26 protein-coding genes are annotated in these 26,055 nt (G+C 69.6%); 7 read left to right on the forward strand and 19 right to left on the reverse strand.

The annotated features are described in order from the left end of the window. The first annotated feature begins 88 nt into the window (after positions 1 to 88). Both ACVW00_RS16385 and ACVW00_RS16390 read left to right on the forward strand, forming a co-directional pair. On the forward strand, positions 89 to 673 hold the full coding sequence (locus tag ACVW00_RS16385) for a hypothetical protein (RefSeq protein WP_457111960.1): 585 nt from the start codon (positions 89 to 91) through the stop codon (positions 671 to 673). Continuing rightward, positions 673 to 1,650 carry a class I fructose-bisphosphate aldolase gene (locus tag ACVW00_RS16390; protein WP_457111961.1) on the forward strand — a complete coding sequence of 326 codons (978 nt, stop codon included), beginning with the start codon at positions 673 to 675 and terminating at the stop codon, positions 1,648 to 1,650. Before ACVW00_RS16385 ends, ACVW00_RS16390 begins: the two co-directional genes overlap by 1 nt. Positions 1,651 to 1,698: 48 nt before the next feature. Here the strand turns inward: ACVW00_RS16390 and tkt are convergent, their stop codons facing one another. Genes tkt through ACVW00_RS16420 form a run of 6 tightly spaced genes read right to left on the reverse strand, consistent with a single transcriptional unit; the run spans position 1,699 to position 8,588 of the window. Further along, the gene (tkt, locus tag ACVW00_RS16395; RefSeq protein WP_457111962.1) at positions 1,699 to 3,702 is read right to left on the reverse strand and encodes a transketolase; all 2,004 of its coding nucleotides are present in this window, start codon (positions 3,700 to 3,702) and stop codon (positions 1,699 to 1,701) included. Between the two features lies 1 nt (position 3,703). Continuing rightward, complete coding sequence (locus tag ACVW00_RS16400; protein ID WP_457111963.1) at positions 3,704 to 4,594, reverse strand: phosphoribulokinase; 891 nt, start codon at positions 4,592 to 4,594, stop codon at positions 3,704 to 3,706. Between the two features lie 12 nt (positions 4,595 to 4,606). Continuing rightward, positions 4,607 to 5,707, reverse strand: coding sequence for a class 1 fructose-bisphosphatase (locus ACVW00_RS16405; protein ID WP_457111964.1), 1,101 nt, complete (start codon positions 5,705 to 5,707; stop codon positions 4,607 to 4,609). Between the two features lies 1 nt (position 5,708). After that, on the reverse strand, positions 5,709 to 6,719 hold the full coding sequence (locus tag ACVW00_RS16410; RefSeq protein WP_457111965.1) for an AAA family ATPase: 1,011 nt from the start codon (positions 6,717 to 6,719) through the stop codon (positions 5,709 to 5,711). After that, a complete protein-coding gene (locus ACVW00_RS16415) occupies positions 6,709 to 7,128 on the reverse strand; it encodes a ribulose bisphosphate carboxylase small subunit (RefSeq protein ID WP_457111966.1) in 420 nt (139 codons plus the stop codon). The genes ACVW00_RS16410 and ACVW00_RS16415 overlap by 11 nt, the downstream gene beginning before the upstream one ends. Beyond that, positions 7,086 to 8,588 (reverse strand): ribulose-bisphosphate carboxylase large subunit, encoded by a 1,503-nt coding sequence (locus tag ACVW00_RS16420; RefSeq protein WP_457111967.1) that lies wholly within the window; start codon positions 8,586 to 8,588, stop codon positions 7,086 to 7,088. Before ACVW00_RS16420 ends, ACVW00_RS16415 begins: the two co-directional genes overlap by 43 nt. 144 nt (positions 8,589 to 8,732) lie before the next feature. On the opposite strand from ACVW00_RS16420, the gene ACVW00_RS16425 reads away from it, so the two are divergent. Together ACVW00_RS16425 and ACVW00_RS16430 are read left to right on the forward strand one after the other, a co-directional pair. Further along, positions 8,733 to 9,632, forward strand: coding sequence for a LysR family transcriptional regulator (locus tag ACVW00_RS16425; protein WP_457111968.1), 900 nt, complete (start codon positions 8,733 to 8,735; stop codon positions 9,630 to 9,632). Positions 9,633 to 9,698: 66 nt separating this feature from the next. Next, positions 9,699 to 10,703 (forward strand): class I fructose-bisphosphate aldolase, encoded by a 1,005-nt coding sequence (locus tag ACVW00_RS16430; RefSeq protein ID WP_457111969.1) that lies wholly within the window; start codon positions 9,699 to 9,701, stop codon positions 10,701 to 10,703. A 2-nt stretch (positions 10,704 to 10,705) separates the two neighbouring features. Here the strand turns inward: ACVW00_RS16430 and ACVW00_RS16435 are convergent, their stop codons facing one another. Both ACVW00_RS16435 and ACVW00_RS16440 read right to left on the reverse strand, forming a co-directional pair. After that, positions 10,706 to 11,881 (reverse strand): ATP-binding protein, encoded by a 1,176-nt coding sequence (locus ACVW00_RS16435; protein WP_457111970.1) that lies wholly within the window; start codon positions 11,879 to 11,881, stop codon positions 10,706 to 10,708. After that, positions 11,878 to 12,552 (reverse strand): response regulator, encoded by a 675-nt coding sequence (locus ACVW00_RS16440; RefSeq protein ID WP_457111971.1) that lies wholly within the window; start codon positions 12,550 to 12,552, stop codon positions 11,878 to 11,880. Before ACVW00_RS16440 ends, ACVW00_RS16435 begins: the two co-directional genes overlap by 4 nt. A gap of 68 nt (positions 12,553 to 12,620) precedes the next feature. Here ACVW00_RS16440 and ACVW00_RS16445 point away from each other — a divergent pair, with 68 nt between their 5' ends. The 3 genes from ACVW00_RS16445 (at position 12,621) to ACVW00_RS16455 (ending at position 15,188) form a co-directional block, all read left to right on the forward strand. Beyond that, positions 12,621 to 13,415: a hypothetical protein gene (locus ACVW00_RS16445; RefSeq protein ID WP_457111972.1), complete on the forward strand. Its 795-nt coding sequence runs from the start codon at positions 12,621 to 12,623 to the stop codon at positions 13,413 to 13,415. A 67-nt stretch (positions 13,416 to 13,482) separates the two neighbouring features. Beyond that, positions 13,483 to 14,187, forward strand: a complete 705-nt coding sequence (gene rpe / locus ACVW00_RS16450) for a ribulose-phosphate 3-epimerase (protein WP_457111973.1) — start codon at positions 13,483 to 13,485, stop codon at positions 14,185 to 14,187. Positions 14,188 to 14,234: 47 nt separating this feature from the next. Beyond that, positions 14,235 to 15,188: a phosphoribulokinase gene (locus ACVW00_RS16455; RefSeq protein WP_457111974.1), complete on the forward strand. Its 954-nt coding sequence runs from the start codon at positions 14,235 to 14,237 to the stop codon at positions 15,186 to 15,188. An 84-nt stretch (positions 15,189 to 15,272) separates the two neighbouring features. On the opposite strand, the gene ACVW00_RS16460 is transcribed toward ACVW00_RS16455, so the two are convergent. From ACVW00_RS16460 to ACVW00_RS16510, 11 genes are read right to left on the reverse strand one after another with little or no spacing between them, the layout of a single operon-like run. Beyond that, positions 15,273 to 16,010: a DUF6390 family protein gene (locus ACVW00_RS16460; RefSeq protein WP_457111975.1), complete on the reverse strand. Its 738-nt coding sequence runs from the start codon at positions 16,008 to 16,010 to the stop codon at positions 15,273 to 15,275. Between the two features lie 2 nt (positions 16,011 to 16,012). Continuing rightward, positions 16,013 to 17,146 (reverse strand): hydrogenase formation protein HypD, encoded by a 1,134-nt coding sequence (gene hypD / locus ACVW00_RS16465; RefSeq protein ID WP_457111976.1) that lies wholly within the window; start codon positions 17,144 to 17,146, stop codon positions 16,013 to 16,015. Between the two features lie 28 nt (positions 17,147 to 17,174). Continuing rightward, the gene (locus tag ACVW00_RS16470; protein WP_457111977.1) at positions 17,175 to 17,447 is read right to left on the reverse strand and encodes a HypC/HybG/HupF family hydrogenase formation chaperone; all 273 of its coding nucleotides are present in this window, start codon (positions 17,445 to 17,447) and stop codon (positions 17,175 to 17,177) included. A gap of 31 nt (positions 17,448 to 17,478) precedes the next feature. Continuing rightward, a complete protein-coding gene (hypE, locus tag ACVW00_RS16475; RefSeq protein WP_457111978.1) occupies positions 17,479 to 18,579 on the reverse strand; it encodes a hydrogenase expression/formation protein HypE in 1,101 nt (366 codons plus the stop codon). Beyond that, positions 18,576 to 19,259 carry a D-sedoheptulose-7-phosphate isomerase gene (locus ACVW00_RS16480; RefSeq protein ID WP_457111979.1) on the reverse strand — a complete coding sequence of 228 codons (684 nt, stop codon included), beginning with the start codon at positions 19,257 to 19,259 and terminating at the stop codon, positions 18,576 to 18,578. The genes hypE and ACVW00_RS16480 overlap by 4 nt, the downstream gene beginning before the upstream one ends. Further along, the gene (locus ACVW00_RS16485) at positions 19,256 to 19,996 is read right to left on the reverse strand and encodes a hypothetical protein (protein WP_457111980.1); all 741 of its coding nucleotides are present in this window, start codon (positions 19,994 to 19,996) and stop codon (positions 19,256 to 19,258) included. The genes ACVW00_RS16480 and ACVW00_RS16485 overlap by 4 nt, the downstream gene beginning before the upstream one ends. Next, positions 19,993 to 20,256, reverse strand: coding sequence for a HypC/HybG/HupF family hydrogenase formation chaperone (locus tag ACVW00_RS16490; protein ID WP_457111981.1), 264 nt, complete (start codon positions 20,254 to 20,256; stop codon positions 19,993 to 19,995). The genes ACVW00_RS16485 and ACVW00_RS16490 overlap by 4 nt, the downstream gene beginning before the upstream one ends. Continuing rightward, positions 20,249 to 22,624 (reverse strand): carbamoyltransferase HypF, encoded by a 2,376-nt coding sequence (gene hypF, locus ACVW00_RS16495; protein WP_457111982.1) that lies wholly within the window; start codon positions 22,622 to 22,624, stop codon positions 20,249 to 20,251. The genes ACVW00_RS16490 and hypF overlap by 8 nt, the downstream gene beginning before the upstream one ends. Beyond that, positions 22,621 to 23,850: an NHL repeat-containing protein gene (locus ACVW00_RS16500; RefSeq protein WP_457111983.1), complete on the reverse strand. Its 1,230-nt coding sequence runs from the start codon at positions 23,848 to 23,850 to the stop codon at positions 22,621 to 22,623. Before ACVW00_RS16500 ends, hypF begins: the two co-directional genes overlap by 4 nt. Next, positions 23,850 to 24,755, reverse strand: coding sequence for a NifU family protein (locus ACVW00_RS16505; RefSeq protein WP_457111984.1), 906 nt, complete (start codon positions 24,753 to 24,755; stop codon positions 23,850 to 23,852). The genes ACVW00_RS16500 and ACVW00_RS16505 overlap by 1 nt, the downstream gene beginning before the upstream one ends. Next, positions 24,752 to 26,047: a hypothetical protein gene (locus ACVW00_RS16510; RefSeq protein WP_457111985.1), complete on the reverse strand. Its 1,296-nt coding sequence runs from the start codon at positions 26,045 to 26,047 to the stop codon at positions 24,752 to 24,754. The genes ACVW00_RS16505 and ACVW00_RS16510 overlap by 4 nt, the downstream gene beginning before the upstream one ends. Positions 26,048 to 26,055: the final 8 nt, after the last annotated feature.

The raw sequence follows: 26,055 nt of genomic DNA on the forward strand, positions 1-26,055 counted from the left end.
GAATCACCCCGGCGCTCACCCCTGGGGAGGTGGTTCGTCCGGCCGGGTGCTCGCACGCTGGGGGGACCGACTCGTTTCGGAGGTCCTCATGCCCACATCTCTGACCGCCGGAGCGGCGGCCGCGGCCAACCAGCTCCGCAGCAGGCTTCGAGAGGTCAGCGCGCCACCGCGAACCTCGAGCATCGGCGAGAGCGGGGCGTGCGTCGACCTGTTCCTCGCTGCGACGTGCAAGCACGTCATGGCGTTGGAGTCCGTGCTCGTGGCCAGTGCGAAGCGCGAGGTCGCCGACACCGAATGGCGTGAGCTGAGCGGCGCCTGCCACCGCCTGCAGCTGGCGCTCAGGACCATGCACGCCCGGCGACGCGGCTCAGCCCAGTTCGTCAGGATCCCCTGGGCGGGCATCCGTCGCGACGTGGCGGAATGCCTGGAGGCTCTCCTGGCCGCTGAAGGGTCAGCCATCGCGCGCCTGGAGGCCGTCCTGCCCGAGGACCACGCTGCCCGGATCGCCGATCGGCTCGCACAGGCCGAGCTTCGGGCTCCGACTCGACCGCATCCTCATCTTCCGCGACGCGGGCTGCAGGGAAGGATCGCCCGCCGCGCGGCATCGCGCGCGGATGCGTTCTGGGACGGCGTGCAAGGACGAGTCGTCGTCGCACGTGCACGGGTCGCCTGATGAGCCGGGCGACACGGGCGATGCGGGACACCGTCGACCGTCTCCTCACTCCCGGCAAGGGGATGATCGCCCCGGACGAGCACCCCGACCGCCTCGCGCGCGCCCTGGGTTTGGACGGCGCGGACCCGGTGCTTCGGAGCCGGCATCGCGCCATGGTGCTCGAGGCTCCCCATCTGGGCCGCTGGATCTCCGCTGCCGTGATCGACGCGGACGGCCTCCGCTTCGGCCTGCCCGATCGCGGCCCCGGCGATCCCATCATCGGTGTGCGGCTCGGGACCGCAAGCAGCCTCTACCCGTACGGCGACGTGACCACGGCTGCCATGAAGGGTCAGGAGATGCGCGCCGCTCTCCAGGGCATCGGAGACCTCGGTGTCGCGTTCCTGAAGTGGCGCGCCGACCTCGACCCGCTGACGGGGACCGCGAAGGCGTACGCCGACAGCGACTACCTCGCCGCGTGCGCTGCGATCAGCCATGCCGCCGGGTTGGTTCCGGTGCTCGACATCGCCATGCCCAACCAGCGCAGCCACAGCCTCAACGTCGCGACGGCCGTCACGGGAAACGCCCTGATCGACCTGTACCGCGCACTCGAGGAGCGTGACGTCGATCCGACGGCCGTCCTGGTGCGGATGAACATGGTCCGCGCCGGCGTGATGCATCCTCAGCAGACCGACCCGGGTGACGTGGGTCGATCCACGATGCGCGTCCTTGCCACGTGCTTGCCCCCGGGAGCACCCGGGGTGCTGTTCATGTCGACAGGCATGCCACGTGACGAGGCATGTGCCGACCTGACGGCGATCGTCACCGAAGGCTTCCGCCTGGGGTGGGATCGCCCGAGCACGTTCGCATTCGGACGCGCTCTCGTCGACCGGGCGACCCGCGCCTGGGCCACAGAAGGTGAACACGCAGCCCACAAGGCGCTCGCCGAGGACTGCGAGGCCGTCACGGCAGCGCTCGCAGGGCCCGTCCCGGCAAGGTGAACCAGGCCGCGGTGCGCCCGCCCGAGCGGACGCGACCGCACCGACTCCTCAGTGCCCGGGCCCAGCGACCCCGCGGACGGCGGAGGCCACGGCGTCGACGGTGAGGGAGAAGTGCTCGAACAGGTCGGCCGCGGGTCCTGACTCACCGAAGCTGTCGATCCCGATGACCGGACCGCCCGCTGAGTGGTAGTACCAGCCGCGGGTTGCACCCGCTTCGACGACGACCCGTGGAATCCCGGGAGGCAGGACCTGGTCCCGGTACTCGGCCGGTTGCCGGTCGAAGAGCTCCACACACGGCATCGACACGACGCGGACCGGGATGTCGTCCAGGGACAGGGTCTGCGCCGCGGCCATCGCCAGTGCCACTTCAGAGCCGGTGCCGACGATCACGGCAGCGGGCTCGGACACCTCGCGCAGGACGTACCCGCCGCGGCTGATGTCAGCTGCCTGGTCCGCAGTGCGCGAGTGTTCGGGCAGGTTCTGCCGCGAGAGGATCAACGCCGTCGGACCGTCCTGACGCTCGATGGCACGAGCCCACGCCTGCACGGTCTCGGCCTGGTCGCACGGACGCCACACATCCAGACCGGGCATCAGCCTGAGCGTCGCCGTCTGCTCGACGGGTTGGTGCGTCGGCCCGTCCTCGCCGACCCCGATCGAGTCGTGGGTGAAGACGAAGATCGAGCGCAGCTGCATCAGGGCGGCCATCCGGATCGCGTTGCGTGCGTACTCGGAGAACATCAGGAACGTGCCGCCGTACGGGATGAGCCCGCCGTGGAGCGCAAGGCCGTTCATCAGGGCCGTCATGCCGAACTCCCGGACGCCGTACGACAGGTAGTTCCCGCCCGCTGCCGAGAGTGCCGAGCTGCCCGACCAGTTGGTGAGGTTCGAGCCGGTCAGGTCGGCCGAGCCCCCGAAGAGCTCGGGCAACGCCGGCGCGAGCTGTTCGAGGGCCAGCTGCGACGCACGCCGGGTAGCCGTCGGAGGTGACTGGAAGGTCCGGGTCTCCTCGAGCGTCGAGGAGACCCGGTCGTGCCAGTCGACGGGCAGCTCGCCCGCCGTCCTGCGTTCGAACTCCGCTGCCTGCTCCGGGTACGCCGACCGGTACCGCTCGAACCGCGCGGCCCAGTCGCTGTGCAGTCGTTCGCCCTGTGCGCGGGCATCCCACGCTTCACGAACCGGCTCCGGAACCTCGAACGGGCCGTACGGCCAGCCGATCGTCGCGCGCACCTCGGCAACCTCGTCGGGCCCCAGCGGTGCACCGTGGACGTCATGGCTTCCACCCTTTCCCGGCGAGCCCATTCCGATCACCGTTCGGCAGCAGATGAGGCTGGGGCGCTCGTCGTCCGCCAGCGCCTGCTTGAGCGCCACCTCGACGGCCTGCGAGTCGTGGCCGTCGACATCGGTGATCACCTGCCAGCCGTACGCCTCGAACCGGGCCGGGGTGTCGTCGGTGAACCAGCCCTCGACGGCACCGTCGATGGAGATGCCGTTGTCGTCGTAGAAGACGACGAGCTTGCCCAGCCCGACCGTGCCACCCAGGGTCCCCGCGAGAGAGCACGCCTCGTGCGAGATGCCCTCCATCAAGCAGCCGTCACCCACGAAGACGAAGGTCCGGTGGTCGACGATGCTGTGTCCGGGCCGGTTGAACTCGAGGGCGAGCAACCTCTCCGCGAGCGCCATGCCGACCGCGTTGGCGAGACCTTGGCCCAGCGGACCGGTCGTGGTCTCGACGCCGGGGGTCAACCCACGCTCGGGGTGTCCCGGCGTCTTCGAGCCGAGTTGCCGGAATCGCTGCAGCTCCTCGAGCGGCAGGTCGTAGCCGGTGAGGTGGAGGAGTGAGTAGAGCAGCATCGACCCGTGCCCGTTCGACAGGACGAACCGGTCGCGATCGGGCCAGTCCGGTGCTGCGGGGTCGTGCCTGAGGTTGCGTCTCCACAGCACCTCGGCGATCTCGGCCATGCCCATCGGCATGCCCGGGTGCCCCGAGCGGGCATTCTCGACCGCGTCCACCGCGAGTGCTCGGAGGACGGAGGTCTCCGGTTGGTACCTCACGTCATCCCACCTTCGCCAGTGCGGCCTGCTGGCGCCGTTCCATCAGGCGCAGGATCAGCGGGGTGAAGATCAGCTGCATGGCGAGCTCCATCTTCCCGCCGGGCACCACGATGATGTTGGGCCGCGACATGAACGAGTCGTGCAGCATCGAGAGCAGGTAGGGGAAGTCGATTCCCCGGGGGTCCCGGAACCTGATCACGACGAAGCTCTCGTCTGCCGACGGGATGAACCGCGCGATGAACGGGTTGGAGGTGTCCACCGTGGGCACCCGCTGGAAGTTCACGTAGGTCCTGGAGAACTGCGGGCAGATGTGGTGCACGTAGTCCGGCATGCGCCGCAGGACGGTGTCCATCACGGCCTCCTGCGAGTAGCCGCGCTTCTCCCGGTCGCGAGTCGCCTTCTGGATCCACTCGAGGTTGATGATGGGGACGACGCCCACCAGGAGGTCGGCGTGCCTGGCCACGTCGACGTCGCCACTGACAGCCGCACCGTGCAGGCCCTCGTAGAAGAGCAGGTCGGTGCCCGCAGGGACTGACTCCCAAGGCGTGAAGGTTCCCGGCTCCTGTCCGTACGGCGCGGCCTCCTCCTCGTCATGGAGGTAGCGCCGGACCTGGCCCGACCCGGTCTCGCCGTACGTGCCGAAGAGCTCCTCCAGCTCGGCGAGGAGGTTCGCCTCGGGCCCGAAGTGCGAGAAGTGGTGCATCCCCTTCGCCTCGGCCGCGGCCATGGCCTCGCGCATGCCCGTCCGGTCGTAACGGTGGAAGGAGTCTCCCTCGACGAGGGCCGGTGTGATCTCCTCGCGCCTGAAGATGTGCTGGAAGGTCCGGGTCACCGAGCTCGTGCCGGCGCCCGACGATCCGGTGATCGCGATCACGGGGTGGAGTGCAGTCATGTCCTGGTCCCTTCAGAGCACGCTGCGGAACAGCGATCGGGTGTTGAACAGGGAGGTGTCGAAGCCGTTGCCGCTCTCGTCGAGCCCGGCGGCGACCGAACGGTCGTACTCCGCGTGGAGCGCCTCGATGCGACGGACCTCCTCGAGGGACCCGAACGCGAGCGGCGCGCGCTGGTGCAGCTGGCTCGGCTCGACCTCCATGATCCGGCGACGACCGGTGGAGGCTGCACCGCCGGCCTGCTCGATGATGAACGAGATGGGATTGCACTCGTAGAGCAGCCGGAGCTTGCCGGGCCGGGACGGGTCGCGTTGGTCGGCGGGATAGAGGAACACGCCGCCGCGGGCGAGGATCCGATAGGTCTCGGCGACCGCGGACGCCACCCAGCGCATGTTGAAGTCTCGCTCGCGAGGTCCCGTCGCACCCTCGAGGCACTCAGCCACGTAACGCCGCACCGGCGGTTCCCAGAACCGTTCGTTCGACGCGTTGATGGCGAACTCCGACGTGGTCTCCGGAATCGTCATCTGGGGGTGAGTGAGGATGAACGCGCCGATGTCGCGATCAAGCGTGAAGCCGTCGACACCGTCGCCGACCGTGATGACGAGCATCGTCGCGGGGCCGTAGACGGCGAACCCGGCGCACACCTGCTCGGTCCCGGGCTGCAGGAAGTCCTCGGTCGTGGGGGGCCGGCCCGTCTCCGGCATCCGGAGCACGGAGAAGATCGTGCCCACCGAGATGTTCACGTCGATGTTGCTGGAGCCGTCCAGCGGATCGAAGACCAGGAGGTACTTGCCGCGCCGGTACTCCTCGGGCACGGGGTAGATCTCCTCGAGCTCCTCCGACGCCATGGCAGCGACGTGCCCGGCCCACTGGATCTCGTTGATCATCACCTCGTTGCTGATGACGTCGAGCTTCTTCTGCACCTCGCCCTGAACGTTCTCGACACCGGCCGACCCGAGGGCGCCGACGAGCGCGCCCTTGTTGACCTGGTTGGCGATCACCTTCACCGCGGTCGCGATCACGTTGAGCAGGCCGGAGAAGTCCCCCGTCGACTCCGGGTGCTGGTGCTCCGCCTCGATCGTCCAGCGGGTGAGCGTCTTCAGTCCTCGGGGCATGTCAGTCCTCCTCGTCGTCGGCCCGGCGGCTGTCGGCGCCCGCCTGGAACAGCGAGCTCCCGTGCACGTCCGCGGCCGTGAGCGTCACCAGGTCGTCCCTCGTCAGCGGGTGGTCGAGCTCGACCAGCCGCTTCGCCTGGCGGAGCCGGCAGCGCTCGATCGCGTTGCGGACGCTGCGGGCGTTGGAGAAGCGTGGCTCCCGCATCCGCAGGGACAGGTACTCCGAGAACGCCGCACGTCCCTCGTGGTCGAACCGGAAGTTCTCCTTGGCGACCATGAGATCGGCGATCCGGACGAGCTCGTCGTGCGTGTAGTCGTCGAACGCGATGTGGTGGGGGACGCGCGACGACAGGCCCGGATTCGCCGAGAAGAACGACTCCATCCGGTCCTCGTATCCGGCGAAGATCACCACCAGGCTGGTCCGCTCGCTCTCCATCTCGGTCAACAGGATCTCGATGACCTCCTGCCCGTAGTCCCTTTCGTTCTCCGGGCGGAACAGGTAGTACGCCTCGTCGATGAAGAGGATGCCGCCGGCCGCCCGCGCGATCGCCTCCTTGGTCTTCGGCGCGGTGTGGCCGATGAACTGCCCGACCAGGTCGTCGCGGGTCACCGTGTGCACCTTCGGTGACCGGATGTAGCCCAGCGCATGGAGCATCTGCGCCATCCGCAGGGCCACCGTCGTCTTGCCCGTCCCGGGTCCCCCGGTGAAGCTCATGTGCAGCGTCGGGCGCGACGACGCGAGCCCGAACTGCTGCCGAGCGCGGTCCACGAGGAGCAGAGAACCGATCTCGCGGACCCTGGTCTTCACCGGCTCGAGCCCGACGAGCTCGTTCTCGAGAGCGCTGAGCGTCTCCTCGACCCGCCCACCCACCTCGGCCTCGTGCAGGTCGAGCTCGTCGTGCTCCCCGAGGAGCTCGACCGAGGTGTCCTCCTGGGGGTGGACGCTCGGACCCTGCGGTGCGGCGGCACCCGGCCGCTCGAAGCCGAAGCGGGCCGGCGCGTCAGCCGCCATCACTCGGCCCTCGCCCGTCTGCGTGCCGGACGGTGACGCCGTAGGTCTGGGTCCGGTCGCTGCCCTCGCTGCGCGAGAGGACCAGCTCCGGCTCGACCTCGGGTCGCTGCACCAGGAACTGCATTCCCGTGGTCTGCCGACCCAGCGAGGCGTCGTACGCGAGGACACGGACGTAGTGGCCGGGGAAGGTGCTCCGGCAGGCGTTGATCTCCGCCATCACCCCGTCGGGCTCGTCGAGGTCGAAGAGCGGAAGGCCCCACATCTCCCAGTAGACGTTGCGCGGGTGCGGGTCGGTGCTGTGCTCGATCGAGACCGGCCAGCCCTTGAGCAGGGCGTAGCGGACCTGGGCCGCGATCTCGTCGTCGGTCAGCGGCGGAAGGTAGGAGAAGGCTCCGTAGCGCACGTACATGGGGTGTCCTTCCGGGTCAGGCGCTGGCCGTCGGAACGGCATCCGGCGCGTCGGTGGAGGTGTAGTCGAAGGTCACGTCGCCCCAGGTCGCGAGTGCGACCTCGAGCGGGCGGCAGTGCTCGGCGGCGGCGCGGAGGACGTCCGGGCCCTCGAGGAGGAGGTCGCGGCCTTCGTTGCGCGCCTTCACGACGGCTTCGAGTGCCACCCGGTTGGCCTCGGCACCTGCCGAGATTCCGAGTGGGGTGCCCGATCGTGCCGCCCCCGAACTGGAGCACCACGTCGTCGCCGAACAGGTCGAGGAGCTGGTGCATCTGGCCGGCGTGGATGCCGCCCGAGGCGACCGGCATGACGCCCGGCATGCTCGCCCAGTCCTGGTCGAAGAAGATGCCGTTCGCGTGGTTGGTCGGGATGTGGTCGTCGCGGAGCGTGTCGTAGAAGCCCCGGGTGGTCGCGGGGTCTCCCTCGAGCTTCCCGACGACAGTGCCTGCGTGCAGGTGGTCGACCCCGATGAGCCGGCACCACTTCGCGAGCACCCGGAAGCTGACGCCGTGGGTCTTCTGCCGCGTGAAGGTGCCGTGGCCGGCGCGGTGCAGGTGCAGGAGCATGCCGTTCCTGCGTGCCCAGTGCGACATCGACTGCATCGCCGTGTAGCCGATGGTCAGGTCGATCATGACCACGACGCTGCCGAGCTCCTTGGCGAACTCGGCCCGCTCGTACATCTCCTCCATCGTGGCCGCGGTGATGTTGAGGTAGTGGCCCTTGACCTCACCGGTCTCGGCCATGGCGCGGTTCACGCCCTCCATGCCGAAGAGGAACCGGTCGCGCCACCGCATGAACGGCTGGCTGTTGATGTTCTCGTCGTCCTTGGTGAAGTCCAGGCCGCCGCGGTTGGCCTCGTAGATGACGCGCCCGTAGTTGCGGGCACTGAGCCCGAGCTTCGGCTTGATCGTCGCTCCGAGCAGCGGACGGCCGTACTTGTTGAGGTACTCCCGCTCCATCACGATCCCGTGCGGCGGACCCTGGAAGGTCTTCACGTACGCCACCGGGATCCGCATGTCCTCGAGGCGAAGAGCCTTCAGCGGCTTGAAGCCGAAGACGTTGCCGATGATCGACGAGGTGAGGTTCGCGACGGAGGCCTCCTCGAAGAGGTCGATGTCGTAGGCGATGTAGGCGAAGTACTCGCCGGGCCTGCCGGGGACGTCGTCGACCCGGTAGCACTTCGCCTGGTAGTGGGTGTTGGCGGTGAGACGGTCGGTCCAGACGACGGTCCAGGTGGCCGTGCTGGACTCCCCCGCGACCGCTGCTGCCGCCTCGATCGGATCCACGCCGTCCTGCGGAGTGACCCGGAAGACCGCCAGCACGTCGGTGTCCTTGGGCTCGTAGTCGGGCGCGTAGTAGCCCATCCCGGCGTAGCTCTGGACTCCCGGGTCCCAACGATCCTTGGTGAGTTCTGCGGTCATGACGGCCTCCGTGGCTGCGTACGGGTCTCGGCGTCAGCGGCTGCTGATGTCAGTTCGTGGGGCAACTGTCCGGCACTCGACACCTCCGGCACAATTGAATGTTCAGTGCCCAAGGCTCAGCGTTTGCTGAGGTAACATCGGCCCGTGCAGCCAGCGCCGGAAGTCAGCCCCAGCCGGATGCGCACCTTCCTCGCCGTCGCCAGCACGGGCTCGGTGCGCTCCGCCGCTGCCGAGCTCCACGTGACCGAGCCGGCGGTGTCCACCTCGCTCGGCCAGCTGCGCAAGGTGCTCGGGGTGGACCTGGTCCGTCGCGAGGGCCGGGGTCTCCGGTTGACCGCAGCCGGAGAGGTGTACGCCGACTACTGCCGCACCGTCATGGGCCTCCTCGAGCAGGCGTACGCCGCTGTGCAGTCGGCAGAGGAGGGACGCCTGCGTCTCGGCGCTGTCGCGACGGCGAGCGAGGTCGTGCTGCCGCCCGCCCTCGCCGCCTTTCGCGAGCTGCACCCCAGGGTCGAGCTGAGCCTCACGGTGGCTCCGCGCGACCAGCTCTTCGACCACCTGCGCCACCACGAGGTGGACCTGGTGCTCGGCGGCCGACCACCGCATGGTGCCGGCTTCGCCCTGCGCGCGACTCGGCCGAACACGTTGATCGTCGTCGGTGCGCCCGGCGTCCGTCCCGACGTGGCGCACACCACGTGGCTCATGCGCAGCCGAGGTTCTGGTCTGCGCGACACCACGCTCGGGCTGCTCAATCGTCTCGAGCTCGACCCGCCACAGCTCACGCTGGGCACGCACGGCGCGGTGGTGGCGTCGGCTCGCAGTGGTCTGGGCATCACCCTGGTGCACCACGACGCGGTCGCAGACGACCTGGCTCGCGGCGACCTTGTCCAGCTCGACGTGCCGCGCACGCCGATGGCGCGACCCTGGGTGGTGGCAACGGCAGCCGTGGCACCGTCGACAACCGAGCTCTTCATCAGCCACCTGACCGACCAGGGCGTGATGGGCCCGTCCGCGTTTCACCCTGTCGACCGCCCCACAGGGTGATCCGAAGCGCTCGTCGCGCCTCCACGATGGGCAGGTCCGTTCCCTGACCTGATCCAGAGGAGAACCATGCCCAGCCCCGTCGACCTGACCACGGTCGCCAGCACGCTCGTCTCGGACGAGCGCGGGATCCTCGCCGCCGACGAGAGCATCGCCACCATGTCGGCGCGGCTGACCGCGGAGAAGATCACGCCCACCGAGAGCAACCGGCGTGACTACCGCGAGCTCCTCCTGACGGCCCCGCGCCTGGAGGAGACCGTCAGCGGCATCATCCTCTGCGACGAGACGTTCCGGCAGCGGCTCAGCACCGGTGAGCCGTTCCCGGTCGGCGCTCGCCGGCTCGGGATCCTGCCCGGCATCAAGGTGGACACCGGGACCAGGCCCTTCGACGGCGCGGCGACGGCGACCGTCACCACCGGACTCGACGGCCTCGGCGAGCGCCTCGCCGAGTACGCCGACCTGGGGGCCGCCTTCGCCAAGTGGCGAGCCGTCGTCGACATCACCGATCCGGACCCGGGCGCACTCACCGCGAACGCTGAGGCGTTGGCAGACTACGCGTCGCTCTGCCAGCAGCACGGCATCGTCCCGATCGTCGAACCCGAGGTGCTCTGCTCCGGGACGCACGAGCTCAGCGCCTGTGCCGAGGTGACCACGATGGCGCTCACCATGGTGTTCGACCGGCTCCAGGATCGCGGCGTCGATCTGTCCGGGATCGTGCTCAAGCCGAACATGCTGACGCCGGGCCTCGACAACGACGACGCACCGGCGCCACCGGTGGTGATCGCCGAGGCGACACTGACCGCCCTTCGGCACACGGTGCCGAGCGACGTCCCCGGCATTGCGTTCCTCTCGGGCGGGCACTCCAACCAGGCGGCCTGCCACAACCTGTCCGCGATCAACCAGTACGCCGGCGACGCACCGTGGCACCTGACGTACTCGTTCGGCCGGGCACTCGTCAGCGACGCCCTGCACGCCTGGGCGGGGGCACCCGGTTTCGTGGGGGTTGCGCAGACGCGGCTGCTCAACAACTGCCGCCGAGCGTCCGCCGCGACCCGGCGGCCCGTGGCCGTGTGAGGCTAGCCCGCGAGCTCGACGATCACCGCCGTGCCGCGCCCCTCCACGGAGTCCACCCGCAGGGAGGCTCCGATCAGCGCGCAGCGCTCGGCGATCGACGAGAGTCCGTAGTGCTCGGCGTCGCCGCTGGACAGCGACCGGGATCGCACCTTCTGCGCGTCGAACCCACTCCCGTCGTCGGTCACGGCCAGCACGGTCGCGTCGCCGGCACGCCGCAAGGAGACGACGGCTCGGTCGGCATCGGCGTGCTTGACCGCGTTGTTGAGCGCTTCCTGCGCGATCCGGTACAGGGCGGCCGCCGTGTGGTCGGCCAGATCGTCGAGGGCAGGATCTGCGTCGCACAGGAAGTCGACCCGCATGGGCGAGCTCGAGGTCACCGTCTGCGCGAGCGACTCGAGTGCGGACACGAGCCCGAGGTCGTCCAGGATGAGGCTGTGCAGGCCGGAGATCGCTGCACGCGTCTCGTCGAAGGCGAGCGACGACAGTCCGCGCGCGGCAGCGATCTGGGTCTGCGTCTCGGCGAACTCGCGCACCTCGAGGGACGTCGAGGCCGCCGACAAGTGGTAGTCCAGCGAGACCAGCGCCTGCGTCACACCGTCGTGGAGATCGCCGGCGATGCGCCGGCGCTCGGCCTCCTGGGCGGAGATCGCCTGGGCGATCAGCTCGTCTCGTTGCGAGTGGCTCTTGCGCGCCTGCTCGCCGAGCTGCTCGGCGGCGATGCGCAGACCGAGGACGCCCGCGAGGTGCTGCACGGCGATCTGCTCGTCGACGGTGTAGGGGCGGCGCTCCTCGCGGTGCAGGCTCAGCACCCCGATGACCTCGCCGGGCAGGCCGTTGACCGGCACGCACAGCCTGGCGACGGACTCGCCGTCGTCCAGGCCCAGCACCCGTCGGTGCACCGGGTCCCGCGGCGAGTCGTGCTCGAGCACCGCGCCCTGGTTGTTCGAGGCGACGAGCCCCATCACGCCGTAGCCGACCGGAATACGCAGGACCTGATCAGCCTCGGCCGAGGCGGGGTGCGTGGCGGCCACACGCAAGGTCGAGCTGCCGGGGTCGAGGAGCATCAGCAGCACGCCCCGACTCGCCCACGACTCGGCCACGGCACCGATCACGCCGGCGAGCTCCAGAGGGTCTCTGCCCAGGACCACGCCGAGGAGCTCCTGGGCCGAGAGTGTCATGCGAACAAGCCCTCGCGGAGAGCCACCGCGATCGCGCCTCCCCGGTCCGACACCTCCAACTTGCGATAGAGGCCGCGAATATGAGTCTTCACCGTGTCTTCACTGACGACGAGCCTGGCCGCGATCGCCTTGTTCGAGTGGCTGGCGACGAGCAGCGAGAGCACCTCGCTCTCCCGCTGGGTCAGTCCGAGGTGGGCGCCCGGCCAGAACTCGCCCGCACTCAGACGGGCGGCAGACAACGCGACGCGACCTGCGAGGGACCCGTCGATGACGATCTCCCCGCCGGCAACGCGCCGCAGGTGGGCCACCAGCTCCGCGCCGTCGACCCGCTTGAGGATGTAGCCCGAGGCCTCCGCACGAAGGGCCTGGTAGAGGTACTGCTCGTCGTCGTAGACGGTCAGGAACACGACGTGGATCGCGGGGTCGGACTGCTTGATCCGCCGGCACAGGTCGAGCCCCGAGTCCTTGCCGAGACGGACGTCCGAGAGCACGATGTCGGGCTGCTCTCGGCGCACGAGCGCGAACGCGTCATCGAGGGTCGTGGCCGTGGCCACGATCTCGACGGCTTCCTGGTGATGGGCAAGCATCGCGCGGATGCCGTGGAGGACCATCTCGTGGTCGTCGACCATCAGGATTCGCAATGGCGGCGCCGGTTCGGTCGCTGCCAGCATGTCGATACTGTAGCCCGATGACACGGGCGTCGATCTATCAAACGGACGCACGATTCAGTTTCGTCTGGATGGATTCTGCGTCGCGCCCGGCGACGTTGCTCGCGGTCGTCTCCGAGCCCGAGAGCGAGCCCGACCGGCTGCTGCCGACGCACCTCGAGGCCCTCGACGACCTCCTCATCGCAGCGGCCGGAGCCGTGGGTGATGTGCTCGGCGGGAGCCGACAGGCGACCACGGCCGAGCGAGCCATCCTCACCGAGCTCTACCGATCCGTGGACCGCGCGGCGCACGAGTACGCCGCGGCAATCGACGCCACCGGCCTGCCCAGCGAGCTGCGCGCGGGCCAGATCCTCGGCACGGCAAGCCTCATGGGTTACCTCGCGCGCGCCAAGCTCGATCTCACCGCGCCCGAGCCACTGGCAGGGGACCTCGACGAGCCCGGCGTGGGCGTCGTCGCCGGGTTCGGCGAGCTGATCGAGGTCAGGCCGGGCGACGCGGCGTACGGCTCCCGGTGGGTGATCCGCACGGAGGACGGCCGCAGGTTCCCGGCATCGCTCTCGATACTGCTCCACGACTCGTCGGGCGTCCAGAAGGACGCAGCTCTCGACGAGCACCGGACGGCACTCAAGGCGGCCGTGGCCGCGGCTGAGGAGACCGGTGCAGATCCGTTCGTCGTGGGTGCCGGGATCGACTGGCTGTTGCACGACTGGCTGATGGCGCATCGCGACGGGCCGTCGAGCGGTGCGGTCGAGATCACGTCGGGGAAGCTCGATGACGCGTTGATGATCGTCGCCGCTTCGGCGGCTTCCGCGCGGATGCGATCGGCCTACGATCCCGGCCTGCTCCGGTTGCCGTCCCTCAACTGACCCGCTCACACCCATGACCACACCAACGGGTGAGGACGCCGGGTGAGCGGTCCGGTGAACTTGGACCATGGCGCCCCTCATCGTTCCGTCCGTCCTGCCCGCTGACTTCGCCAGGATCGGTGAGGAGGTGGCCGCACTCTGCGCTGCCGGAGTGGACCGCATCCAGTGGGACGTCATGGACGGCGTGTTCGTGCCGAACCTCACCTTCGGGCCGGACGTGATCGCAGCGGCTCGCCCGCACAGCTCGGTCGGCTTCGAGGCGCACCTCATGGTGGTCGAGCCGGACCGGCTCCTCCACACGTACGTCGATGCCGGCTGCGAGCTGGTGATCGTGCATGCCGAGGCCTGCACCCACCTGCACCGGACCCTCGCCCGGATCCGCGACCTCGGCGCGCGCAGCGGGGTGGCGATCAACCCGCACACGCCCGTCGACGCCGTCAGGCATGTCCTCGACGAGACCGACCTGGTGCTCGCGATGACGGTGAACCCGGGATTCGGCGGTCAGGCCTACATCCGCGCGGTCGAGCCGAAGATCAGGGCCTTGCGCGAGCTCATCGACGACCACGGCGGTGACATCGAGCTCGAGGTCGACGGCGGCATCACCGACGCGACCGTTCAAGGCGCCGCGGCGGCCGGGGCGGACGTGGTCATCTCGGGCAGCTGGCTCTACCACCAGGCCGATGGTCTTGCTGCGGCTGTCTCCCGCCTGCGGTCGGCCGCGATCGAACCTGACCCACGAATGTCCGGTTCCGGGGTTCACGCCGTGATGTGATGGCGTGGACCAGTTTCCCGCGATGAGCATGGACGAGGGGAGTCACGATGGCTGCGAAGCTGGTCAGGATGCGACGGCTCGAAGACCCCCCTGCACGTCGGCCCGTCGTGCTCGCGATCGCCGGTGACTCCGCCTCGGGCAAGACCACGCTCGCGCGGGGACTCGTCGCCGCTCTCGGCCCCGAACGATGCACGTCCATCTGCGTCGACGACTACCACCGCTACGACCGGGGCGAGCGGCGCAGCCGGGCGATCACACCGCTGGACCCCCGAAGCAACCACATCGACATCATGGAGCAGCAGCTGCAGCTGGTCGCCCTGGGCCGGCCCATCCTCAAGCCGGTCTACGACCACACGTCGGGGCAGCTGGTTCGGCCCGAGTACGTCGCTTCGCGGGAGTTCCTGATCGTCGAGGGCCTGCTGCCGCTGTCGACCCGGCTCGCCCGCGCGTGCTTCGACATCGCGGTGTACCTGGACCCCGAAGAGAGCCTTCGACGCGAGTGGAAGGTCGCCCGTGACGTCCTGCAGCGCGGCTACACCGAGCGAGAGGTTCTCGAGGAGCTCCAGCGCCGCGAGGCCGACGCCGCTGCGTACATCGCTCCGCAACGCCGGTTCGCGGACATCGTCGTCCGGTTCAGCGCGAACGACGGCCCGGCGACCGACCGGGACGCCGGCGTCGCCCTGTCGGCCGAGCTGCTCCTCCGCCCCACCATCCGGCATCCCGCCCTGTCCACGGTGCTGAGCGAGGACCACCGCTCCGCGGTCCACCTCAAGATCGTCAGGGACGACGGCACTCCGACCGACCTCCTGCACGTACACGGCACGGCGTCGCCCGAGGAGACCACCCGGATCGAGAAGCTGATCTGGTCCGCGCTCCAACAGCCGGGCGAGGTGCCCGCCGATCTCGGGCAGACCCGCGGAGCGAGGTCCGAGCCGCTGGCGATCACCCAGCTGATCCTTCTCCACCACCTGCTGCAAGGGGCGGCGGAGGCCACTGCCTGACGACGCGCCAGGTCGTGGGGGTCACGCCCGCGGGCGTGACCCCCACGCGCACGATCGGATCGGGCGAGGATCCCTCCGTGCGGCTCAGGCGCCCCCGGCGCGGATCCGGGGGTTGGAGAGCTCGATCTGGCGCCGGGTCCAGTACTCGAGGAGTGCCGCCTCGTTCGTCGTGAGCCGGTCGCAGACGCGACCCCAGTGCAGCGCGACCGTGTCACCGGTGGCCAGCTCGCCGGCGAAGCCCTCGTCGGTGACGGTCCGGCTCGCCGGCGGTCCCAGACCCAGCTCGCCGTCGTACGTGAGGGGCGTGTGCTCGACGGTCACGGTGTCGCCCGACGTCTCGAGCACGGTGGCCCAGGCGATGCGGCACGAGTCGAGCACCTCGAGGGGCTCGGGCCGCTGCAGGCTCAACATCCTGCTCCACGGGTAGACGGCGAACACGTGGAAGGCGTGCGTCGGCAGCGCCTCCCGGAGGAGCTCGTCATCCAGGTGGGCCCAGTAGTGGCCGGCCTGTGGCTTGATCCTCGCCAGCAGCGCGGTCCCGAACTCGGCCGGCTCGATGAGCTTCGTCACCTGGTTTCCGGTCCAGTAGGCGCGCACGACGTCGGGGTCCAGCGGGTCGGAGAGCCCCGACAGCTCGGCGATGACGTCCTGGTAGGGCCAGGCCCCGGAGAAGCCCCGCGCGATCGCGCGCACGTCGATCGGCGGGTGCTCGCCTCGAGCGCCGGCCAGCAGGCCGTCCGCAGCTTCAGGACCGCAGTAGCCCAGCGCGTTCGGCGCGTGCGCGTACTGGGCGAACAGGCGTTCGCCGGCGGTCCACCGCACGGTCAGGCGTCCGTGCCCTGGCCGACGAGGATCGCGGTCTCCCGGTGGAGTCGCCCGAAGTTGTAGTAGGCCGCGCAGGCACCCTCCGGGGAGACCATGCACGTGCCGATCGGTGTCTCCGGGGTGCACGCAGTGCCGAAGACCTTGCACTCCCAGGGCTTGAGGACCCCCTTGAGCACCTCACCGCACTGGCACGCCTTGGGATCCGCGACTCGTATGCCGGGCATCGAGAACCGCTCCTCGGCGTCGAACTCCTGGTACGCCGACGCGACCTTGAGGGCACTCTGCGAGATGAAGCCCAGTCCCCGCCACTCGAAGTGCGGCCGCAGCTCCATGGTCTCGCCGAGCAGCTTCAGCGCAGCGACGTTGCCCTCGTCCCGGACCACGCGGGAGTACTGGTTCTCGACCTCCGCCCGCCCGTCCCGGATCTGTTGCAACAGCATGTGCACCGACGCGAGGATGTCGAGCGGCTCGAAGCCGGCGACCACGATGGGCAGGCCGTACACCTCGGGGACGAAGCGGTACGGCGCCGTGCCGACCACGGTGGAGACGTGACCAGGGCCCAGGAAGCCGGACAGACGCAGGTCCGGGGACTCGAGGATCGCCTTGATCGGGGGGACGATCGTCACGTGGTTGCAGAACACGGAGAAGTTGGTGACCCCGAGGGCCTTGGCGCGCACGAGCGTCACGGCCGTCGACGGGGCCGTCGTCTCGAAGCCCACCGCGAAGAACACGACGTGCTTGTCCGGGTTCTCGACGGCGATCTTGAGCGAGTCCAGGGGCGAGTAGACGAACCGCACGTCCGCACCGCGCGCCTTGGCGTCCAGGAGCGAGCCTCTCGATCCCGGCACGCGCATCATGTCCCCGAACGTCGTGAAGATGACCCCCGGTTGCTCGGCCAGCCACATGGCGTCGTCGACGCGGCCCATCGGTATGACGCAGACCGGACAGCCCGGTCCGTGCACCAGCTCGATGTTGGCCGGCAGGATGTGCTCGAGACCGTGCCGGTAGATGGTGTGCGTGTGTCCCCCGCACACCTCCATGAACTTGAACTCGTCGTCACCGGCGAGCTCCGTGATGGACCGCACCAGGGCGCGTGCTGCCGCCGGGTCCCTGAACTCATCCACGAACTTCATCGTCTGGGTCCTTTCCTCGAGACCGTGTCTAGGCGATCTCGGACGTCTTGAAGGCGTCCATCTCGTCGGTGTAGTCGCGCCCCATCTTCTTGACCTGGTCGAGGGTCAGCGTCGCTTCGCGCTCGTCGATGAGCGCCATCGCGAAGCCGACGTGCACCAGCACCCAGTCACCCACCTGCAGGTCCTGCTCGGCCAGGAGCCGCACGCTGATGGCCCGTCGTACGCCGCTGACGTCGACGGTTGCGATGTGCTGCTCGGGGTCGACGATTGCGACCACTTGTCCGGGAATTCCCAGGCACATGTCTTCCTCCTCCATTCGTCCTAGGCGCCGGTCAGCAGATCCGCGGAAGCGGGTCGCCGACGAGCATGTCCACGATCCGCGTTCCTCCGAAGGGGGTTCGCAGCGCAACGATCCCGGCCGGCTCGGCCACGATGTCGCCGATGACGGTCGCCTCGGTCCCCGCTTCGTGGGTGCGCAGCGCCGCCACGGCAGCCTCTGTCTGCTCCGGCGGTACGACGGCCACGAACCTGCCCTCGTTGGCGACGTACAGCGGGTCGATGCCGAGCATGTCGCACGCTCCGAGCACCGTCGCGTCGACGGGAAGGAGCCGCTCGTCGAGGATGACGCCCAGGCCCGTCGTCTGTGCCAGCTCGTTGCAGACGGTGCCCAGTCCGCCGCGCGTGGCGTCGCGCATCCAGCGGGTGCCGGGCGCCGCGGCCTGCACGGCTTCACACAGCTCGTGGAGTGGTGCGGTGTCGGACTTGATGTCCGCCTCGAGCGCGAGGTCGCCGCGCGCGAGCATGACCGCCATCCCATGGGCCGCGATCTGGCCGGAGACGATCAGCTTGTCGCCCGGCCGTACCAGTCCCGCACCGAGCATGCGGCCCTCCGGAATGATGCCGACGCCGGCAGTATTGATGAACACGCCGTCCGCAGCACCCCGCGCAACGACCTTCGTGTCACCGGTGACGATCGTGACACCGACGGCCCTTGCGGCGTCCCGCATCCGGTTCGCGATCTCCTTCAGCTTGTCGATCGCGAAGCCTTCCTCGATCACGAACGCCGCCGAGAGCCACTGCGGCCTGGCTCCACTGACCGCGAGGTCGTTCACGGTCCCGTGGACCGCGAGCTCCGCGATGGAACCACCGGGAAACTCGAGGGGCTGCACGACGTAGGAGTCGGTGGAGAAGGCGAGCCGCTCGCCGCTCGGGAGAGTGAGCACCGCGCTGTCACCCAGCTGCTCGAGCTCCGGGTTGCGAAAAGCCTCCAGGAACACGTGATCGGTCAGAGCGGCCGAGGACTTGCCGCCCGCCCCGTGAGCGAGCGTGACCACCTCGTCGATCAGGCGCGGCCGTCGTTGCCGAAAGTCCTCGATCTTGAGCAACATCTGGCTCTCGCGCTCCGCGCGCGGAGCGCTGGGATCCACTCTCATCGAGCACCTCCTGCGGTGGGTACGGCGTGGGTCCGGCTGTGCTCGATCAGGTCCTGGGTGCTCGCCCAGAGTCGGTGACCGACACGTGCCTGGCTCTCCTGGATCCGATGGATCGACTGCGAGCGGATCGTGAAGCAGTGGTCGAGCTCACCGGCAGCGGCGAGCTCAGCCATCCGTCCCCCGTCGTATCCGGCGAAGCCGATCGTGAGCAGTCCCCGCTTGTGGGCTTCGGCAAGAGCGGCAACCAGGTCGTCGGAGTTGCCAGACGTCGACATCGCGACGGCGATGTCCATCGGCTTCGAGTGGGCGATCACCTGGCGCGAGAAGATCAGCTCGAAGCCGACGTCGTTGCCGAGCGCCGTGACCACCGCCTGATCCGCCGCCAGCGACCATGCCGGGAGGGGTCGTCCGGTCGCCGGGTGGGAGAACAGCGACGCGAGCGTCGCCGCATCGGTGGACGAGCCGCCGTTGCCGAAGGTGTAGAGCCGGCCTCCACGCTGGAACCGGTCCGCCATCGCTGCCGCGCACCGAGCGATCTCGTCCTGGAGCTCGCGCAACGACGACTCCTGCAGGCTGGCGGACTCCGCCGCCTTTGCGCGTGCCGATGACGCAAGGTCGATCAGCAACGCATCGGGGTCGTCTTCCTGGCCCTCGATGAACGGGTAGAGGAAGTCGGTCATGAGCCCAGCTCCTCGAGCCGGGTGAGCGCCGCTCCGGCGTGCACGAGCACGAGGTCGCCCGGCACGACGTCACCGACAACCGTCACGTCGACGTCTTCCTCACCCGTCGCCGTCCTGACCAGAGCGGGCCCGTACGCCTCACCGGGTGGCAGGACGACCTCACCGAGCCGGCCTTCGTCGCTGCACGTGATGCAGACCTCGTCGGTGCAGTCGGCCTTCTGATCCAGCAGCAGTCCGGGATGCTCGAAGCAGACGTGGGTGAGCTCCCACAGCAGGTGGTACAGCAGCACGAAGCGTCCGGTCGCCGGGACCATCGGGTCCGTCGAGTCGACCCAGAGGACGTGGTTGGCCGCGCCGGCCTCGGGTCTCTCACCGAAGCCGATCCAGATCGTCTCCGCTCCCCAGGCAGGGGCTCGACGGACGACTTCCCGGATCCGCACGTCTCCGGCGGCAGCCACCACCAGCACGACGTCCCCGGGGCGCGTGGCGAGTCTTGCCTCACCGACCGGGTCCGGCCCCGTCAGCGCGAACGCGGGCAGGGCCCGCTTGCCCATGATCACCGGGTGGACGAACTCGACCGCGACGTGGTGGGCGTGCGGCTCCCAGTCGGGCGAGAGGACCCACAGCGTCGCTCCGGCGTGATACCGGCGCGCAAGTGTGAGCGCCGTCGCGGCGAGATCGGTGGCAAGGTGCTCGTCCATGAGCTCGGCGACGGCGGGTGCAGCGGCGGCGGTCATGACGCCACGTCCGATGCCTCGGCGGGGAGTACGCCGACCTCACGCATCACCCGCACCGTCTCGATGGCCTCGGTGGCGTCGATGCGGGTCAACGCGAAGCCCGCGTGGACGATCGTGAACTCGCCCACCTGGAGATCCGGCAGGTAGTTGAGGCAGATCTTGCGTGTCTCGCCCACGAAGTCGGCGTGGGCATACATCGCGCCGTCCTCCTGCCAGGTGTCGGTGATCCGACCCGGTATTCCCAAGCACATGTCAGTCATCTCCCTCTCGCCCAGAGAGTTGGTGGTTGTGGTGGATTTCCTGCTCGTCGAACGTGAGCGGATCGCGTTCGACACCCGAGAGGGCCTTGAGGAGTCGCGCCCTGCCGACAACCGCCTGGCCGAGGCTCAGGCCGCCGTCGTTGGGCGGGACCAGGTGATGGGTGAGGACGATCAGGCCGGCCCTTTCGAGGGTCTCGGTCAGCCGGCTCACGAGCAGCTTGTTCTGCATCACGCCACCGGTCAGGCCCACGATCTGGACGTGGAGCTCCCCTGCGCGCCGGATCACCAGCAGGGCAGTCGCGTCGGCCACGGCCTCGTGGAACCCGCGTGCGAGCGCGCCGACGTCGGCGCCGTCCCGCAACGCCGACACCAGGTCACGCACCATCGGCCCGAGCTTGAGAATGCCCGTGTCGGCGCCGATCTGGAGGCGCACGGAGCGGTATGCCGATCTGGCCAGGTGCTCGAGCTCGATCGCGGCCTGTGCCTCATAGCCGACCTCGAGCCGGATGCCGAGCAGCGCGGCGATGCCGTCGAACAACCGGCCCGCACTCGAGGTCGGGACCACGCCCGATCCGGAGGTCAGCTGGGACGCGACAACCTCGCGGTCCGCCGCCGGGACCTCCCGTGCCAGCCTGAGGCCCCATGGGTCTGTGATGCCGGCAAGCCTGAGCAGTGCCATCGCCACACGCCATGGCTCGCGCACGGCCTTGTCGCCTCCCGGGAGCGAGAAGTGCTCCAGGTGTCCCACCCGCGTCGCCGAGGAGATGTCGCCGTCGACGTACAGGATCTCGCCGCCCCAGACCGACTGGTCGCAGCTGTAACCGGTGCCGTCGAAGGTCACGCCGAGGCAGACCGCATCGGTCGCGTTGTGCTCGGCGAGCAAGGACGCGAGATGGGCGTGGTGGTGCTGCACCGTGGTCAACGGGATGCCCAGCGCGGCGCTCGTTCGCTCGGCCCAGGCCCTGGTGAGGTAGCCGGGGTGCTCGTCGGCCACGAGGAGCTGCGGATCCACGCCGTGCAGTGCCTGCAGTTGCCGGACGGATCGTTCGAAGGCGTCCTTGCTCTCCAGCGTGCCCATGTCGCCGAGGTGGGCGGAGCAGAAGGCCAGGTCACCCCGGGTGAGCACGAAGGTGTTCTTCACCTCTGCTCCCACAGCGAGCACTGATGGTCCGGATCCGTCGAGCAGCACGGGCAGCGGCGCGTAGCCGCGAGACCGACGGATCGGAAGCTCTGCACCGTCGAGCACGGTCACGACGGAGTCCTCGCACGGGACCGCGATCCTCCGGTCGTGCATCAGGAAGCCGTCAGCGATCTGTCCCAGTCTCCGAACGGCTTCATCGTTCTCGAAGCAGAGCGGTTCGTCGGAGAGGTTCCCCGACGTCATCACCAGCAGGGGCACCTGCTCGAGCAGGAGTGTGTGCAGCGGGCTGTAGGGCAGCATCACGCCCAGCTCGTCGAGACCGGGCGCAACCGCTGCTGCGACGCGGCTCTCCTGTGTCCTCGGCACGAGGACGATGGGCCGTGCCGCCTGGCACAGGAGGTCGGCGGCGGTCGTGTCCAGGTCGACGACGCCCGCGGCCGTGAGGAGATCGCGGGCCATGAGCCCGAACGGCTTCGAAGGCCGGTGCTTCCGCTCCCGCAGCAGTGCGACGGCGCTCTCGTTCGTCGCGTCGCAGGCGAGGTGAAAGCCACCGATGCCCTTGACCGCCACGATCTCTCCGCGCTGGAGGGACGCGACGGCCTGAGCCAGGCACGCCTCGGTGCCCCCGACCCGATCGCTGTCGGTCTGCCACCACACGCGGGGTCCGCACTCGTGGCAGCCGATCGGCTGGGCGTGGTAGCGCCGGTCGAGGGGATCGCGGTACTCGCCGGCACAGGTCGCACACATCTCGAAGTCGCGCATCGTCGTGGCGGGCCTGTCGTAGGGCAGGTCCTCGATGATCGTGAATCGCGGGCCGCAGTTCGTGCAGGCGATGAAGGGGTGGCGGAAGCGCCGGTCGTCGGGATCGGCCAGCTCCGCAAGGCACTCGTCACAGGTGGCGACGTCCGGGGGCACGAGCGTCCGGTCGCCGTGCGACGGCCGGCTCGGCACGATCGCGAACCCTTCTGCGCCGAGGGGACTCAGGTCGACCGCTGTCACCGCGACGACTCGAGCGAGCGGCGGAGCATCGGCCACCACCCGGCGGGTGAACTCCTCGACCGCGTGGGCGTGGCCCTCGACCTCGACGAACACGCTGCTCGCGTCGTTCCCGACGCTGCCGGCCAGCCCCAGGTCGTCCGCGAGCCGGGCGACGAACGGTCGGAACCCGACGCCCTGGACGACGCCTCGAACGTCGATCCGGCGCCGCACGACCGCCGTGCCGGTCATGACCGCTCCCACAGGACGACGCGATTGTTGCCCGAGTCGGCGACGGCCAGGAGATGGGTTTCGTGATCGTCGTACGACGCGAGCCCGTACGGCCAGCACAGAGTGTCCCGCCCGACGTGGTGCCAGCGGTTCTCGCCGGTGCTGGAGAAGTCCGGCTGGCCCAGCACGTGATCCGGCGCGGTCTCGGGATCGTGCGGGAAGTCGTCCCAGACCAGGACGCGGTTGTTCGCGGTGTCGGCGACGGCCAGGCCTGGCGTCCCGGCAACCTCGATCGACGCCGCGCCGTACGGGAATCGGAACATCGTCCCGCTGTGCTTCCGGTAGGGAAATTCCGTGCCGGTGGTGAGGTCCGGCTGGCCGAGGACGAAGTCGGCGGCGGTGTCCTCGGTCGGTACGGAGGCCCAGCCCACGGCACGATGGTTCCCCGCGTCCGCGACGAGCAGGCCACCTCGTCCGTCGCCTGCAAGTGCGTGCGGCCACCGGAACGAGGACGCAGAGACGACGTCGCCTCGGTTCTCCGCCCGATCTGCCGGTCCGTCCTGCCCGAGCACGGCGTCGGCAGGAGTCGCCGCGTCCGACGGGACGCCGTCGCTCCAGATCAGGACACGTCGGTTCCCGGTGTCCGCGACGAGGAAGGCGCCGTCCACCACGGCGATGCCGAACGGCCAGTAGAAGCTGGTGGCGCTCGGCCCACCGCCACGATTCGGCTCGACGGAATCGGCATCGACCTGACCGAGGACCAGGTCGGGCAGCGTGTCGGTGGCTGACGGGACTTCGTTCCACACGAGGATCCGGTGGTTCCAGGCGTCCGCGACGACGAGGCGTCCACCGTCGACCAGGACACCGGTCGGAAGGTTCATGCCGCCAGCCGGCCCGCGGCCGCCGGCCTGCGGGCCCTCGGACACGTCGTCGGCCTGGCCGAGCACGACGTCTGCCTCGGCACCGTCCTCGGCCGGGTGACCGGCGAACAGCAGCACGCGGTGGTTGCCGGTGTCGGCCACCACCGTCCGCGTCGCGTCGAGGTGGACCCCGCGCGGCGCGTAGAGCTGACCAGCGGTCGGGTCCGCGTCGGGGAGGAGGAGTCCACCGGCCGAGGTCGCACCGAGCACAGCGCGTGGACGCCACCCGCCGTACACCGCGGGCAGCCGAGTCGATGCCGTCGGCTCGAACGCCATCGGCTGCAGTGAGTCGGCGGTCGCACCGGGAGGCAGGATCTGGACACGCATCAACCGGCCACCCGGATCCAGACTCGTCCGTCCTCGACCCGGAGCGGCAGCTGCTGGAGCTGCGCACCCGGGAGCGTCTGGCAGTCGCCGGAGAGCGCATCGAAGCAGAACCCGTGCCACTGGCAGGTGAGGGTGCCGGCGACCACGTCGATCTCGGCGTCGTCGAGGCTGTTGCCCAGGTGCGGGCAGCTGTTGACGTAGGCCGCGAGCTGGCCCGCGAGGTTGACGACGACGGCGTCACCGCGGACGCCGTCCTCCGAGACCAGGTCCCGCTGGGAGACCGCGCCGAGGTCGAAGTCCGCGATCAACCCGGCGTCTGCCCAGCCTGGCTGCGGACCTGCGGTCCGCAGCCCGATCTCGGAGAGCCCGATCAGGGCGGGCCCCGGCTCGTTCGGGAGGACCTCGACGCCGGTCACCCCGGGAACTCGCTCCTTCAGCGCCTGCTCGACGCCGTTGCGCATGGTGACCGCCGACATCGAGCAGCCGTTGCAGGCGCCGGACAGCCGCACGTAGGCGACTCCGTCCTCGATCCTGTCCAGCGACACGTCGCCGCCGTGCGACTGCAGCTGGGGTCGAACGGCGTCGAGCGCCTCCCGCGCAGCGGTCAGCGGATCCGGCCTGATCAGCCCGTGCATGAGGAGCACCATCCGCACGCGCGGGTCGTCGACGAGCTCGAAGAGCAGCTCGCGGCCACGCTCGTCGGACTTCAGGGAGCGGACCACGTGCACGAGCATCGCGCGGTGCACGTCGTCCAGGGCCGTGCGCACGGCGTCGACGGCAACGCGTTGAGGACCGTCGAGCAGCTCGATGCCCGCGAGCGCCTCATCGAGGGCTCCGGCCAGGTCCTCCACCTCACGGTCCTCGGGGAGGATGCCGCGATCCGGTCTGACGATGACCTCGCTCATGATCCGACCTCCTCGGGCTCATCGGTCGCGGGCACGGGAATCCGCCCCGGCAGCGCATGGGTGACCCGACCCGAGTCGGGGACCGTCTCGCGCGAGATCTCGTCGAGGATGGAGCGGACCGCCATCACCGAGTCGTGGTCCAGTGCCTCCTCGAACAGGTAGCGAGCCTCGTACAGCCGCGACTTGGCGTGCTCGAAGATGCCGAGGTGCGCGAGTGCGTTGCCGAGGTTCGCGAGGATGCGGGCCCGTCCGAGCGGGTCGGTGTCGCGGCTGCGGGTCTCGAGCACCTCTTCGTACCGCTCGACTGCCTCGACGATGTTGTCGCCCTGGTGGGTCGAGGGTGTGTACACCAGCGCGTTGGCGAGGTTCAGCGTCGCACTGGCCCACTCCGCCGGGTGCTCGTCGCGCGTGAACACCCCGAGGGCGGCCCGCAGCGACTGCATCGCGATGCCGGAACGCAGCTGGTCGGTGGCCTCGATCATCGGCATCGTCAGGTACGCCGCGCCGAGGTTCAGGTGGGCGCTCGCCCAGGTGTACGGCGCGGACTCCTCGTCGACGAGCTGCAAGGCGTTGTAGTACTCGTGGACGGCGTCCTTGAGCGGGCGCCTACCCGCAGCCGCAGCAGCGTGGATGGCCAGTCCGAGCCGGAGGTGCAGCTCGGCGCGAGCCAGCACGAGATCGGTCTCGACCAGGCCGAGGCAGGCGAGCCGGAGGTCGTCCAGGGCCTGGTCCGGGTCAAGCGCGAACTCGTGCCCGATCGTCCCGGCGTTGCCGAGCAGCATCGCGGACAGCGGCGCTGCCGATTGCGCCACCGACTCGGCCGCGTCGTGCAGGAGCGCGATCGCGCCCGCAGCGTCACCGTGGGACAGGAGCTCGCTCGCGCGTGCAGCGTCGAGCAGAGCGACGACCTCGGGAGCGGTCGACGATGCCGGCGGCACGTGGTCGAGGTCGCCGATCGTGTAGCGCACCACGTCGACGAGGTCTGCGAGATGGCTCGGCAACGCGTTCCGGAGCGCCACCGTGTCCACCCCGTCCGGTTCCAGTACGTAGCGGTTGAACACGCTGATCGGCTCGTCCGCCTGCGCGAACTGGGCGGCAGCCTCGACCAGCTGCCCCTTGTGCGCGAGCTCGTGCCCGCGCAGGGCCTCGGGCCAGGTGACCGGCTCGCGCGCCTCGATCAGGGTGGCGCGGGCCTGCTCGACCTCGACGTCGTCGATGTCGTCGGGGACCAGGAGCATGCCGAGCGGGAACGCGAACGCTCCGATCGGTTGCACGGTACGGATCTGGTGCATGGATTGAC

The sequence above is a fragment of the Marmoricola sp. URHA0025 HA25 genome (genome assembly GCF_054059435.1).